Source organism: Sphingobium cupriresistens (assembly GCF_004152865.1).
Lineage (GTDB): Bacteria > Pseudomonadota > Alphaproteobacteria > Sphingomonadales > Sphingomonadaceae > Sphingobium > Sphingobium cupriresistens.
On the sequence record NZ_SEOO01000036.1, the window covers coordinates 22380 to 35762 of the forward strand.

Annotated in this window: 13 protein-coding genes; 5 read left to right on the forward strand and 8 right to left on the reverse strand. The window is 65.1% G+C overall.

Going from position 1 to position 13383, the window contains the following annotated elements; translation table 11 throughout:
* Positions 1-28 precede the first annotated feature (28 nt).
* Positions 29-2809, forward strand: a complete 2781-nt coding sequence (polA, locus tag EWH12_RS17485; RefSeq protein ID WP_066605748.1) for a DNA polymerase I — start codon at positions 29-31, stop codon at positions 2807-2809.
* A gap of 123 nt (positions 2810-2932) precedes the next feature.
* Here the strand turns inward: polA and egtD are convergent, their stop codons facing one another.
* The 6 genes from egtD to gluQRS all read right to left on the reverse strand — a co-directional run bounded on the left by egtD (position 2933) and on the right by gluQRS (position 8135).
* A complete protein-coding gene (gene egtD, locus EWH12_RS17490) occupies positions 2933-3892 on the reverse strand; it encodes an L-histidine N(alpha)-methyltransferase (protein WP_129927356.1) in 960 nt (319 codons plus the stop codon).
* Between the two features lie 5 nt (positions 3893-3897).
* On the reverse strand, positions 3898-5166 hold the full coding sequence (egtB, locus tag EWH12_RS17495) for an ergothioneine biosynthesis protein EgtB (protein WP_066605753.1): 1269 nt from the start codon (positions 5164-5166) through the stop codon (positions 3898-3900).
* 92 nt (positions 5167-5258) lie between these two features.
* Positions 5259-6113 (reverse strand): GGDEF domain-containing protein, encoded by an 855-nt coding sequence (locus tag EWH12_RS17500; RefSeq protein ID WP_066605754.1) that lies wholly within the window; start codon positions 6111-6113, stop codon positions 5259-5261.
* Positions 6114-6234: 121 nt separating this feature from the next.
* On the reverse strand, positions 6235-6804 hold the full coding sequence (locus EWH12_RS17505) for a cob(I)yrinic acid a,c-diamide adenosyltransferase (protein WP_066605756.1): 570 nt from the start codon (positions 6802-6804) through the stop codon (positions 6235-6237).
* 185 nt (positions 6805-6989) lie between these two features.
* Positions 6990-7223, reverse strand: coding sequence for a twin transmembrane helix small protein (locus EWH12_RS17510; RefSeq protein WP_066605757.1), 234 nt, complete (start codon positions 7221-7223; stop codon positions 6990-6992).
* A 9-nt stretch (positions 7224-7232) separates the two neighbouring features.
* Positions 7233-8135, reverse strand: coding sequence for a tRNA glutamyl-Q(34) synthetase GluQRS (gluQRS, locus tag EWH12_RS17515; RefSeq protein ID WP_129927357.1), 903 nt, complete (start codon positions 8133-8135; stop codon positions 7233-7235).
* A 95-nt stretch (positions 8136-8230) separates the two neighbouring features.
* Between gluQRS and EWH12_RS17520 the strand changes: the two genes are divergently transcribed.
* Both EWH12_RS17520 and EWH12_RS17525 read left to right on the forward strand, forming a co-directional pair.
* The gene (locus EWH12_RS17520; RefSeq protein WP_066605761.1) at positions 8231-8797 is read left to right on the forward strand and encodes an HNH endonuclease; all 567 of its coding nucleotides are present in this window, start codon (positions 8231-8233) and stop codon (positions 8795-8797) included.
* Entirely contained in the window at positions 8794-9066 is a 273-nt protein-coding gene (locus EWH12_RS17525; RefSeq protein WP_129927358.1) for a hypothetical protein, read from the forward strand. The genes EWH12_RS17520 and EWH12_RS17525 overlap by 4 nt, the downstream gene beginning before the upstream one ends.
* A 1-nt stretch (position 9067) precedes the next feature.
* Here EWH12_RS17525 and EWH12_RS17530 read toward each other — a convergent pair whose 3' ends face one another.
* Complete coding sequence (locus EWH12_RS17530; protein WP_201785524.1) at positions 9068-9799, reverse strand: Crp/Fnr family transcriptional regulator; 732 nt, start codon at positions 9797-9799, stop codon at positions 9068-9070.
* A gap of 210 nt (positions 9800-10009) precedes the next feature.
* On the opposite strand from EWH12_RS17530, the gene murA reads away from it, so the two are divergent.
* Together murA and EWH12_RS17540 are read left to right on the forward strand one after the other, a co-directional pair.
* Complete coding sequence (gene murA, locus EWH12_RS17535; protein ID WP_129927359.1) at positions 10010-11293, forward strand: UDP-N-acetylglucosamine 1-carboxyvinyltransferase; 1284 nt, start codon at positions 10010-10012, stop codon at positions 11291-11293.
* Complete coding sequence (locus tag EWH12_RS17540; protein WP_129927360.1) at positions 11286-12812, forward strand: sensor histidine kinase; 1527 nt, start codon at positions 11286-11288, stop codon at positions 12810-12812. The genes murA and EWH12_RS17540 overlap by 8 nt, the downstream gene beginning before the upstream one ends.
* Here the strand turns inward: EWH12_RS17540 and EWH12_RS17545 are convergent.
* The gene (locus EWH12_RS17545; protein WP_277986033.1) at positions 12760-13197 is read right to left on the reverse strand and encodes a response regulator; all 438 of its coding nucleotides are present in this window, start codon (positions 13195-13197) and stop codon (positions 12760-12762) included. The two genes, EWH12_RS17540 and EWH12_RS17545, sit on opposite strands and share 53 nt — an antisense overlap.
* Positions 13198-13383: the final 186 nt, after the last annotated feature.

The following is a 13383-nucleotide window of genomic DNA, read 5'->3' on the forward strand; positions in this document are numbered from 1 at the left end:
CGGCGCGTAACCCGCTATCCCCCTCCCCATGACCCAGAATCACCTCTATCTCGTCGATGGCAGCGGCTATATCTTCCGCGCCTATCACCAGCTTCCCCCGCTCACCAATCAGCATGGCCAGCCGGTCGGCGCCGTCTATGGCTACACCACCATGCTCTGGAAGCTGGCCGAGGAACTGGGCAAGGCGGAAGGCCCGACCCATATGGCGGTCGTGCTGGACAAGGGATCGCACACTTTCCGCAACGACATGTACGACCAGTATAAGGCGAACCGACCGCCCGCGCCCGAAGACCTCGTCCCCCAGTTCCCCATGATCCGAGACGCCACCCGCGCCTTCTCCCTCCCCTGTATCGAAGAAGCCGGGTTCGAGGCGGACGACATCATCGCCACCTATACCAGGGCGGCGGTCGCGGCCGGCTGGCACGTCACCATCGTCAGTTCCGACAAGGATCTGATGCAGTTGATCCAGCCTGGCGTCGACATGTACGACACGATGAAGAATGAACGGCGTGGGCCGGACTATGTCATGGGCAAGTTCGGCGTGCAGCCCGAACAATTGGGCGACGTGCTGGCGCTGATGGGCGACAGCGTCGACAATGTGCCGGGCGTGCCGGGCATCGGCCCCAAGACCGCGTCGAAGCTCATCACCGAATATGGCGACCTGGAAAGCGTGCTGACCGCCGCGCCGGCCATGAAGAAGTCGAAGATGCAGGAAAACCTCATCGCCCATGCCGACATGGCGCGGCTGTCGCGGCGGCTGGTGGCGCTGCACGACAGCATGGACCTGCCCGAACCGCTGGACGACCTGACGCTCAAGGGCATTCCCAAGGAACCGCTCCAGCAATTTCTGTCCCACCACGGCTTCAAGACTCTGCTGGGTCGCCTCGGCGCGCCTGCCGCCGCCGTCGCAGTAGCCAGCGTCGCCGCCACGACCGCAGCCCCCGCCGCCCCAGCCGCTGTCGAACATCCCCCGATCGACTGCGCCCTGTACGAAACCGTCACCACGGTCGCGCAACTGGAAGCCTGGATCGCCGAAGCGCAGGCGCTGGGCGTCGTTGCGGTCGACACCGAAACCGACAGCCTCGACAGCATGGAATCGGGCCTGGTCGGCATCAGCCTGTCCACCGGGCCGGGCCGGGCCTGCTACATCCCGCTCGCCCACCGCTCCGCCGACGACATGTTCGGCGAGGTGCCGCCGCAAATCCCGCTCGACGCCGCGATCCGCCTGCTCCGCCCGCTGCTCGCCGACGACGCCGTGCTCAAGGTTGGTCATAATATCAAATATGATCTCAACGTCCTCGCCCGCGTCGGGCTGGAGGTGACGCCGATCGACGATTCGATGGTGATGAGCTTCGACCTCGACGCCGGCAAGTCGCTGGGCGGCCACGGCATGGACGAAGCGGCCAGCGTCCATCTCCAGCACACATGCATCAGCTTCAAAGAGGTGACCGGCACCGGCAAGAAGGCGATCAGTTTCGCCCATGTCCCGCTGGACAAGGCGACCGCCTACGCCGCCGAGGACGCCGAAGTCACCTGGCGGCTGTGGCATAAATTGTCGCAGCGCCTGGCGGCCGAGCGCGTCACCCGCGTCTATCAACTGGTCGACCGGCCGCTGATCCCCGTCGTCGCAGGCATGGAGCGGCACGGCATCAAGGTGGATCGCGAGCAGCTCTCCCGCCTGTCCGGCACCTTCTCCCAATCGATGGCGGGGCTGGAAGCCGAAATCTACGAACTGGCCGGCCACCCCTTCACCATCGGATCGCCCCAGCAGCTTGGCGTCGTCCTGTTCGACGAAATGGGGCTGAAGGGCGGCAAGAAGGGCAAGAGCGGCACCTATTCCACCGACGTCACCGTGCTGGAAAAATTGAAGGCCGAAGGCTCGGCGATTTGCGGGCTGGTGCTGGAATGGCGCCAGCTCTCCAAGCTCAAATCCACCTATACCGACGCCCTGCAACAGCAGATCAATGCCGATACGGGCCGCGTCCATACCAGTTACTCGCTGACCGGCGCGCAGACCGGCCGCCTCTCCTCGACCGATCCCAACCTCCAGAATATCCCGATCCGCACCGAAATCGGCCGCCAGATCCGCCACGCTTTCGTCGCCGAACCCGGCAATGTCATCCTCGCCGCCGACTATAGCCAGATCGAGCTGCGCCTCGCCGCGCACATGGCCGACGTGCCCGCGCTCAAGGAGGCGTTCGAACAGGGCGAGGACATCCACAACCGCACCGCCCAGGAATTGTTCGGAGAGGTCAATCGCGACACCCGCGGCCGCGCCAAGACGATCAACTTCGCCATTCTCTACGGCATCTCGCGCTGGGGGCTGGCGGGCCGGCTGGAAATCAGCGCGGACGAAGCGCAGGACATGATCTCCAAATATTATGAGCGTTTCCCCGGCATCAGCGTCTATATCAACGAAACGCTGGAAAAAGCGCGCGCCAACGGCTTCACCGAAACGCTGTTCGGCCGCAAGACCTGGTTCCCGCGCATCACCGCGCCGATCCAGCACGAACGCCAGGGCGCCGAACGCGCCGCGATCAACGCCCCGATCCAGGGCACCAGCGCCGACATCATCAAACGCGCCATGGCGCGCATGGGACCGGCGCTGGAGGCGGCAGGGCTGCACCGCGTGCGGATGCTGCTTCAGGTCCATGACGAACTGGTGTTCGAACTGCCGCAAGGCGACGTCGAAGCCGCCAGCGCGGTCATCCGCAGCGTCATGGAAAGCGCCGCCGAGCCGATCGTGACACTGAGCGTGCCGCTAGGCGTGGAAATCGGTGCCGGGCCGAGTTGGGGCGCTGCGCATTGACGACGGAACGGAAAGAGAGATTCGCTCAATGCGCGGAATAAGCGCAGAAAATTAGGAGCCGGTTTTGCCCTTTTCGCACGAGTACGCCATGCATCCGCGCATTCCCGACCGTTCGGAAACGCCCTACCCCGCCTCCGCCAGCACCAGCGCGAATAGCCCTTCGTCGTCGGTCCACTCGGCCGTCGGCTCCCATCCACCTGCGCGCAGCAGCAGGCGTTGATCGCGCGCGCCATATTTATGGCTGCTTTCGGTATGGATCGTCTCGCCCGAATCCATGTGGAAACATTGACCCGCAACATGGAAATGCAGCGGCCGCCGCGCTTCCAGATGCATTTCGATCCGCGCCTTTTCGTCGTTCCAGATGGCGCGATGGGCAAAGCCGTCGATCGGCAGGTCGCCCTCCAGTTCGCGGTTGATCCGCTCGATAAGGTTGAGGTTGAAGGCGGCGGTCACGCCCTGCGCATCGTCATAGGCCGCAATCAGTCGATTACGATCCTTGATCCGGTCCATCCCGATCAGCAGCTTGGCCTCATCGCCCAGCAGTCGGCGCATCGCCCGTAGCAGATCGACCGCGGCGTCCGGCTCCATATTGCCGATCGTCGATCCAGGGAAGAAGCCCAATCGCGGCATTCCAGCTATCGCGGCGGGCAAGGCCAGCGGCCGGTTGAAGTCACCCACCACCGGCAGGACCGGCAGACCGGGAAAGGCCGCCGCCAGCGCCGCGCTGCTCGCGTGCAGGAAGTCGCCGCTGATGTCGATCGGCACATAGGCGGCAGGCGCGATCGCACGCAAAAGATGCGGCGTCTTGCGCGAACTGCCCGCACCGAATTCCACAACCGCGCGCCCTGCGCCCACCGCTGCGGCGAAATCCGCGCCATACCGCTCCAGCAGGGCAGTTTCGGTGCGGGTGGGATAATATTCGGGCAGATCGGTGATCGCTTCGAACAATTCCGACCCGCGCCGGTCATAAAACCATGTCGGCGGCGTAGCCTTGGGACTGCGCGACAGACCCGTTACAATGTCATGGTAGAACGCCGGATCGATCGAGCGGGCGTTTTTGGGGGCGTCCTGCGTCAGCAACATGGCGCTTACAGATCCTTGGCCAGCCGCAGTCCGGTGAACTGCCAGCGGTGATGGGGGTAAAAGAAATTGCGATAGCTGCCCCGCGCATGGCCGCGCGGAGTGGCGCAACTGCCGCCCTTCAGCACGAACTGGCCGGACATGAACTTGCCGTTATATTCGCCGACCGCGCCCGGCGCAGCGCGAAAGCCGGGATGGGGGCGATAGGCGCTCCCCGTCCACTCCCACACATCGCCGAACATCTGCGTCAGCGCGGAACCGTCTTCTGCCGGCTTTGGCCTGGGGCAGGCGGGGCCGTCCAGTTGGTTGCCGCTGACCGCCGCGACATTTTGCGCCGCGCTTTCCCATTCGGCTTCGGTCGGCAGTCTCGCCTCGGCCCAGCTGGCATAGGCGTCGGCTTCATACAGGCTGATATGTGTGACCGGCGCGGCCGGATTGACCGGCTGCCGCCCGTCGAGGCCAAAGCGGGTCCAGCCCTGTTCGCCGTGCTTCCAGTACAGCGGCGCATCCACGCCCCCGCCCTGGACCCAGGCCCAGCCGTCCGACAGCCAATGCGCCGGGTCACGATAGCCGCCATCCTCTATGAAGGCGATCCATTCGCCATTGCTGATGGGCCGGTGCGCGAGCGCGTGCGGACGCAACACCGCTTTGTGCCGCGGTCCCTCGCAATCGAAGGCGAAGCCGCCGCGTCCGTCCTCGCCAATCTCGACCAGGCCTTCGCGCCCCTCGATCCAGTGGAGCGGGCCGGGCAGGGCTACTGGCGCGGCGCTGGGTGCGCCAAACAGCGCCGGCTCCAGCGGATTGAGCGAAAAGAGGTGCAGCAGGTCGGTCAGCAGCAATTCCTGATGTTGCTGCTCATGCTGCAGCCCCAGCATGACCAATGCCCGCGCAGATTGCGGCAGCATACCCAGCGCACCGATCAGCGCCGCGTCGACATGCGCGCGATAGGCGCGAATGTCGGTCAGCGAGGGGCGGGTCAGCATCCCCCGCATCGGCCGGGCGTGGCGCGCGCCCTCCGCCTCATAATAGCTGTTGAACAGAAAGGCGTAGCGCGGATCGAACGGCCGGTATCCCGCCACATGGTCGCGCAGCACAAACGTCTCGAAAAACCAGGTCACATGCGCCAGATGCCATTTGGCTGGCGATGCGTCGGGCATCGACTGGACCGTGGCGTCGGCGTCCGACAGCGGGGCGGCCAGAGCTTCGCTTAGGGCGCGGACGACGCGATAGCGCTCTTCCAGGTCGTCCTGATGCGCGTCCGTCCAGCTTTTCGCCATGCCTGTCCTTTCCGATACGGTTGCGCCGTTCTCTACCAGGGACAAGCGCATAAGGCGGCGGGCGGTTCCAGACAGTGATCTTTAGGGCAGGATCACAACTCCTGCAAAATCGGCGCGGCGCGGCAGACCCGATCGCGGCCCGACTGCTTGGCTTCGTACAGCGCATCATCGGCGCGGCGCAGCGCCGCATCGAGTTCGCCGCCGGTCCAGCGGCACACGCCGGCGGAAAAGCTGATCGGCCGGTCCTGCACGCGGCCGATCGGTTCGCTGCGCATCCGGCTGGCGATCCGCGCCAGCGACCAGCTTGCCTCGTCCTCGATACAATCCTGGAAGAAGATGGCGAATTCCTCCCCGCCCCAGCGGGCGACCATGTCGACGCGGCGAACCAGTGCGGACAGGCGGGTGGCGAAGCTGGCCAGCACCCGGTCGCCCTCCTCATGGCCCAGCAGATCGTTGACCCGCTTGAAATAGTCGATGTCGATGATCGCGATACAGCCCCTGCGCCGGTCATCCGGCAGCGCGTCCATATGGGCCAGGAAGCCGCGACGGTTGGCGATGCCGGTCAGCGGGTCTTCATGCGCGGCCTGATGCAGGTCGTCCAGCCGCTCGCGCGTGGCGCTGGCGACGCGCTGCACTCCCGCGTAGAGGGTATGGATGACGTCGCCGACGTCAGGCAGCGCAGGCGCTTCGCCTTCGCCGCGATGCAGCGTCTGCGCCAGCGCATGGATCGGATTGAGCAGCGCGCCGATGCCCAGCAGGGCTATGCCGGTGCCGATGACCGTGGCCATCGTCAGCAGGATGAATTCGGCGAGCGCGATGCGGCCGCTGGCGAAGCCCCAGCCTAGATAGGCCAGCAACGGCATATGGGTGGCGACGAAACAGAGGGTGAAAAGGCGCAAGCGGAGCGAACGCGGAAAGATGAAGGATGTGGCTAGGTAGAAATGCATGACGGTCCCCCGGACGGTGCGTTTGGAGCGCAACGTCCGGGGACGGTCTAAATGCCGCCTGAAGAAACAGGGTTAAGCCGATGTTACCGGATGGCCCGTGCGGCGGGCGAGTCGAGCGGAGTCAGCGCGATGCGCCCGGCACCCATTTGACGTCCGCCGCGCCATTGTCGTTCAGGCGACGCGCCAGCACGAACAGCAGGTCCGACAATCGGTTGAGATAGGCCAGCGCCTGGGCATTGAGCGCGACCTCCACGGCCGCGGCGGTCGCGCTGCGTTCAGCCCGGCGCGTGATCGCGCGGGCGAGGTGGACGGCGGCGGCAGCCGGCGAACCGCCGGGCAGGATGAAGCTGTCAAGCGGGGCGAGATCACCGTTCATAGCGTCGATCTGCTGCTCCAGCCGGGTTACCTGGCTGGCGATGATGCGCAGCGCCCAGGGTTCGTCGGCGCCGTCGGGAATCGGCGTCGCCAGGTCGGCGCCCAGGTCGAACAGGTCGTTCTGGATGACGGTCAGCCAGGCGGCTTCGGGCCGCTCGCCCAAGGCGACGATGGCCAGGCCGATCGCGCTGTTGGCTTCATCGACATCGCCCACGGCCTGCATCCGCGGCGCATATTTGGGCAGGCGCGATCCATCGACCAGGCCCGTCGTGCCATTGTCCCCGGTCCGGGTGTAGATTTTGTTCAGCTTGACCATCTTTGTAGGCACGCCCTTTAGCAACCGAATGAATTTGAAGCACCCGTTCGTCCTGAGTAGCCATTGAGCTTGTCGAAATGGCATATCGAAGGACATGGCGCGGTATCCATGCTTCGATATGGGCCTTCGACAAGCTCAGTCCCTACTCAGCACGAACGGCGTGACAACAGGGCAAGTTGCTGGCCTCAGCCATGCCCCTTGGCCATCAGCAAGATCGCCACGATGATGATCGCCGCGGCCTGGAACAGGATGCGGTTCATCATCATCTTATTCTGTTTCAGGCTGGACGGCCGCACCGCGCCTTCGGGCAGGTTCAGCTCTTCCTTCGTGGTCTGGAGAAAGGCGACGATGCCCCGGATCAGCGCGACCAGCGTGGCGATCATGGCAAGGATCAGGGCGATGACGAGGATCGTGTTCATGGGACCAGTCTAGGCGCTCGCCAGCGCGATTCCAACCGGAAAGCGTCCTGCGCGCAGGTCGGCGGCCAGCGCGTCGGGCGCAACGCCCTGCGCGCGCAATTGAGCGATCGCGATCGACCCACTGCGCTTGGCCAGGCGCTTGCCGTCCGACCCGACCAGCAGCGGATGGTGGACATAAGCGGGGCTGGGCAGGCCCAGCAGCGCCTGCAGCAGCCGGTGAATGTCAGTCGCGCCGCGCAGGTCGTCGCCGCGCAGCACATGGGTCACGCCCATCGCCGCATCGTCCAGCGTGCAGGACAGGTGATAGCTGGCCGGCGCGTCCTTGCGCGCCAGAACGACGTCGCCATGGGCGATGGGATTGGCATTTATGCTGCGGTTGGTATCGAGGCCGGGCGGAAAAGGGAGCGCTGCCCATGTCAACGCCCCAACCCGCGCCACCGCCTGGGCCATGTCGATGCGCCAGGCATGGGCCTCCCCGGCATCGATCCGCCGCGCCCGCCCGGCATCGCTCAAGCCCCGGCATGTCCCCGGATAGACCGGCCCCTCCGGCCCGTGCGGCGCGGTCAGGCTGGCTTGGATGTCGGCGCGCGTGCAGAAGCAGGGATAGAGCAGCCCTTGCGCGCGGAGCAATTCCAACGCCGCTTCATAGGCGTCCAGCCGCTGCGACTGGAAGACGATATCGCCGTCCCACGCCACGCCCAGCCATGTCAGGTCGGCGATGATGCCCGCGACATGATCGGGCCGACTCCGGGCGCCATCGATATCCTCGATCCGCAGGCGAAAGGCGCCGCTGGCCGCGCGGGTCAAGTCATGTGCCATCAGGGCCGACCAGCCATGGCCGACATGCAGCAACCCAGTGGGGCTGGGGGCGAAGCGGGTCACCATATGCGGTAGTGCGGCGGATAGAGTCATACAGGCTCTTGACGAGCGATATTCGTTAATGCTGTCATGCTCATGTCACGTTGTTGGTGGATCAGCGGCGTCGGCAAGGGGGTAGAAGCGTTTCTATGTACCATCCCGACCTTATACGGCACCCGGAAAACTGCCCGGCGCTTGTTCTCAATGCAGATTACACGCCGCTCAGCTATTATCCCCTGAGCCTCTGGCCCTGGCAAACCGCGATCAAGGCGGTGTTTCTGGACCGGGTGGACATCATCGCCAGCTATGAGCGGCAGGTCCACAGCCCCAGCCTGGACATGAAGATCCCGTCGGTGATCGCGCTCAAACAATATGTGCGTCCGTCCGAACATCCCGCCTTCACCCGGTTCAACCTGTTCCTGCGCGACAAATTCTCCTGCCAATATTGCGGCACGACGAGCGACCTGACCTTCGACCATGTCGTGCCCCGCCGCGCGGGCGGGCGCACCACCTGGGAAAATGTCGCGACCGCCTGTTCGCCCTGCAACCTCAAAAAAGGCGGGCGCACGCCCAAGCAGGCGGGGATGCGCCTGCATGTCGAACCGATCCGCCCGACCAGTTGGCATTTGCAGGAACATGGCCGCGCCTTTCCGCCCGGCTATCTGCACGAAAGCTGGCACGACTGGCTCTATTGGGATGTCGAGTTGATGGCGTGAGGCGGCGGCCAGCGGCGCTGGCGGCGCTCTTGCTCCTGCCTCCGGGCGCGGCCTTCGCGCAGGAGGATCATTCGGCGCTCACCCGCGCCAAATATGTCCGCAACTGCCTGATGTGCCACAATCGCGCCGCGCCCGAAGGCGTGTCGCCCGCGATCCTGGCGGGCCTCTATCCCGAACGCGGGCTGACCCCGGTGATGGCAATGCCGGGCGTCACTTGCTGGCGTCGTTGCGATCGCTGCTTCGCACCCGATCGCAGGGACAGCAAATAGCTTAGCTGACCGGCAACCAGTCCAGATCCATGTCTTTCAGGCGGTTGGTATAATGGCCAATCTCCTCCAGCCGGGCCATGTCGTTGAGGGTGATGCGCCCGTTGGATCGGCTGATCAGGCCTTCCAGCTCCATCTGCCGGATCATCCGGTTGACATGGACCGACGTCAACCCGATCGAATCGCCGATTTCCTCCTGCGTCAGCTTCAGGTCGAAACTGTCGACGATGCTGTCGTCGGTGACGCGCAGCCGGTCGAACATGTCGAGCAGGAAGGCGGCGACGCGCGCCTTGGCCGATGTCCGCCCCAGCGCGGCCAGCCGGTCGGTCATCGCCACCCGCTCCGCATTGGACAGCAGGAACAGCAGCGCCGCGACCCGCGGCGATTCCTCCAGCAGCCGGCGCAGCGCATGTTTGTCGAACGGGCACACGATCACATCGGACAGCGCAACCAGCGATTCGGGCGCCTTGCTATAGATGGTGCTGGCGGACCCGATGAAATCGCCGGGGAAATAGACGCGCAGAATCTGGCGACTGCCGTCGGGCAGGATGACGAAGCTCATCACACGGCCTTCGCGCAGCACGAACAATTCCGTCACCGTGTCGTTGACCCGCTGGATCATTCCGCCGCGCTTCACCTTGCGCGGATTTTCCTCAAGCCGAATCAACGCCCTTTTTTCCGCGTCGGACAGGGGCACCTGTTTTGCCAGCCTTTCCGCGAAACAGCTCGTCGCCACCCAAAACACCTTTTTCCAATTGTCGTTACGATGGCAGAACGCCCCATGCGCCTTTTGGCTGCATTTTCAGGATGCGCACTAAACTCGATCAAGGTTGCCGCCCGCTTTGCAATTATGTTGCATATGTTTGCCGCCGCGCCAGATTAACCATGTCGAATGGCGGTCGAGCTGCCTTGCAAGGGACGCAATAGACGCTATGAACCCTGTCCAATGGACCGCATTCACATCCGCGGCGGCAACGCGCTCAATGGCCGCCTCCCCATCTCCGGCGCGAAGAACGCCGCTCTGACGCTGCTGCCCTGCGCGTTGCTGACCGACGAGCCGGTGACGCTGCGCAACCTGCCGCGGCTGGCCGACGTCGACAGTTTCGGCCATCTGCTGAACCAGTTGGGCGTATCGACCATGATAGAGGGCGCCCGGCCGGAGGATTTCGGCCGCGTCCTGACCATGCGCGCGGGCCGCGTCACCTCGACCGAAGCGCCCTATGACATCGTGCGCAAGATGCGCGCGTCGATCCTGGTGCTCGGCCCGCTGCTCGCCCGTGTCGGCGAAGCGCGCGTGTCGCTGCCCGGCGGCTGCGCCATCGGCAACCGCCCGATCGACCTGCATCTCAAAGCGCTCGAAGCCTTCGGCGCGACGCTCGAAACGACCGCGGGTTATGTGCGCGCCAGCGTGCCGGACGGCGGCCTTCCGGGCGGCATCTACACCTTTCCGGTGGTATCGGTCGGCGCCACCGAAAATGCGGTGATGGCCGCGTCGCTCGCCAAGGGCACCTGCATCCTGGAAAACGCCGCGCGCGAGCCGGAAATCGTTGACCTTTGCAACCTGCTCGTCGCCATGGGCGCGGATATTGAGGGCATCGGCACCGACAAGCTGGTCATCCACGGTCGCGAGCGGCTGCATGGCGCGACCTACAGCGTCATGCCCGACCGGATCGAAGCGGGCAGCTACGCCTGCGCCGCCGCCATCACCGGCGGATCGGTCGACCTGATCGGCGCCAATGCCGACGACATGCACGCCATCCTCGCCGCGCTGCGCGACGCGGGGGTTCAGGTCGATCCGCACAAGAACGGCATCCGCATATCGTCCGATGGCAAACTGAAGCCCCTGACCCTGTCGACCGCGCCCTTCCCGGCCTTCCCGACGGATATGCAGGCGCAGTTCATGGCGATGCTGACGAAGGCGAACGGCGCGTCGGTCCTGACCGAAACCATCTTCGAAAATCGTTACATGCATGTGCCCGAACTGGCGCGCATGGGCGCGGACATCGCCGTCAACGGCCGCACCGCCGTCGTGCGCGGCGTCGACAGGCTGGTCGGCGCGCCGGTGATGGCGACCGACCTGCGCGCCTCGATGAGCCTCATCCTCGCCGGTCTGGCCGCCGAAGGGGAAACCCAGGTGCAGCGCGTCTATCATCTCGATCGCGGCTATGAGCGGCTGGAGGAAAAGCTATCGGCCGTCGGCGCCGATATCGAGCGGGTCAGCGATGGCTGAGGAACGCGGACTGGCGACCGATCGGGCGACGTTGCTGTCGCTCTACGACCTGGATGCCGGCGGCTTCCGTAACCTGGACGAGATCACCGGCTTCGCCGCGCAATTGTGCGGCGTGCCGATCGCCCTGGTCAGCATTGTGGAGGATGTGCGGCAACGCTTCCTGTCCCGCGTCGGCATCGATGCCGAAGAAACGCCGCGCGACGTCTCCTTCTGCGCGCTCGCGATGCTGGGCGCGGATATCTTCCTCGTTCCCGACGCGACCCGCGACCCCCGCTTCGCCGACAATGGGCTGGTCACCGGCCCGCCCTATGTCCGCTTCTACGCCGGCGCGCCGCTGGTGGGGGCGGATGGCGAAGCGCTGGGCGCGCTCTGCGTCATCGACACCGTCCCGCGCGCAGACCTGACCCCGTTGCAGCGACAGGGCCTGACCCTGCTCGCCCGCCAGGTGATGGTGGAACTGGAAGGGCGCCGCCGCGACCGCGACATGATCCTGCGCCAGCGCATGGACGCCGCCGCCGTCGCCGAAAGCGACCGGATGTTTCGGACCCTGTCGGATGCGATGCCGCAGATGGTCTGGTCGACCTTGCCCGACGGCTATCATGATTATTATAACGCGCACTGGTACGACTATACTGGCGTGCCGACCGGATCGACCGATGGCGCGGCGTGGAACGGCATGTTCCATCCCGACGATCAGGATCGCGCCTGGGCGCGCTGGCGCCACAGCCTGGCCACCGGCGAGCCTTACGAAATCGAATATCGGCTGCGGCACCATAGCGGCGACTATCGCTGGACGCTGGGCCGGGCGCTGCCGATCCGCGATGGCGACGGCATGATCATACGCTGGATCGGCACCTGCACCGAAATCCACGAACAAAAGCTGATGATGGAAGAGCGCGAGATGATCGCGCATGAACTATCGCACCGGATCAAGAATATCTTCTCGGTGATCGCGGGCCTGATCGGCCTGTCGGCGCGGCAGCACCCTGAAATCGCCGATGTGGCCGACGATCTGCGCGACCGCATCCTGGCTCTGGGCCGCGCCCATGATTTCGTGCGGCCGCACAGCGCCGAATCCGCGCCGCAGGCGGGCGGCGGACAGGGCAGCCTGTGGGGCATACTCGACCAGATTTTCGCGCCCTATCGCGGTGCGGCGGGATCGCGCATTGCGTTGTCGGGCGATGACCCGGCGATCGATGATCGCTCGGCGACGCCGCTGGCGCTGCTGTTCCATGAACTGGCGACCAACACGGCCAAATATGGCGCGTTGTCGGTGGCCAACGGCATGGTGCATCTGCATGTGTCGGTGGAACGGGGCCACGTGCGCATCGACTGGCGCGAAGAAGGTGGCCCGCCGGTCGTGCCCGGCCGCCTCGATGGGTTCGGCAGCCGATTGATGACGCTCAGCGTCGAACGGCAACTGGGTGGCCGGATCGAACGCGACTGGCGGCCGGACGGCCTGCGTCTCAGCCTCTGGATTCCATCGCGTTCCATGAGCCGGGCAGCGGAAACGGCGTGAAGCCGGCAATTTCGGCAGCGGTCAGGTCGGGCTGCTCGGCAGCGGCCAGTTGTAGCGTCGCGCTGATGCTATGGGCACGGAACGGCTTGGTGATGACGCCCAGCGCCGCTATCGACGCCGCGCCGATCTGCGACGGATTGGCGGTCACATAGATCACGCGGATGCCGTGACGCGCCGCCAGTTCCATGCCGATCTGCGGCCCGGTCGGGCCATCGCGCAGGTTGAGGTCGACCAGCGCTATATCGCAATCTTGCGCGCAGGCGAGCGCGCCTTCCCGGTCGGCGGCGATCGCCCCGACCTGGAATCCAGCGTCTTCGACAATCTGCTCGATTTCCAATGCGACGAAAATTTCGTCTTCGACTATCAGAACCTTCTTGCTCATCACCTGATCCGTTGAACTTGGAGCCAATAAAGTCTCTGGCCGCCGCTTGGTTCCGCTGCGCTCGGTCGTGTCCCACGGGGTGGTGTAGGAAGGTTTCCCTGAGAGGGTGGCCACCGTCGATCTTCTGGTAGGGTTCGGATGCGAACTCGAACCTGGAGAAGAAGACGATGACCGATGACAGAATGGCCC

Coding starts and splice junctions, on each gene's coding strand:
- EWH12_RS17505 (WP_066605756.1), bottom strand. CDS start 6,804: ATGGTCAAGCTGAACAAAATCTACACCCGGACCGGGGACAATGGCACG.
- EWH12_RS17540 (WP_129927360.1), top strand. CDS start 11,286: ATGGCTGAGGAACGCGGACTGGCGACCGATCGGGCGACGTTGCTGTCG.
- polA (WP_066605748.1), top strand. CDS start 29: ATGACCCAGAATCACCTCTATCTCGTCGATGGCAGCGGCTATATCTTC.
- gluQRS (WP_129927357.1), bottom strand. CDS start 8,135: ATGACTCTATCCGCCGCACTACCGCATATGGTGACCCGCTTCGCCCCC.
- murA (WP_129927359.1), top strand. CDS start 10,010: ATGGACCGCATTCACATCCGCGGCGGCAACGCGCTCAATGGCCGCCTC.
- EWH12_RS17500 (WP_066605754.1), bottom strand. CDS start 6,113: ATGCATTTCTACCTAGCCACATCCTTCATCTTTCCGCGTTCGCTCCGC.
- EWH12_RS17520 (WP_066605761.1), top strand. CDS start 8,231: ATGTACCATCCCGACCTTATACGGCACCCGGAAAACTGCCCGGCGCTT.
- EWH12_RS17510 (WP_066605757.1), bottom strand. CDS start 7,223: ATGAACACGATCCTCGTCATCGCCCTGATCCTTGCCATGATCGCCACG.
- egtD (WP_129927356.1), bottom strand. CDS start 3,892: ATGTTGCTGACGCAGGACGCCCCCAAAAACGCCCGCTCGATCGATCCG.
- egtB (WP_066605753.1), bottom strand. CDS start 5,166: ATGGCGAAAAGCTGGACGGACGCGCATCAGGACGACCTGGAAGAGCGC.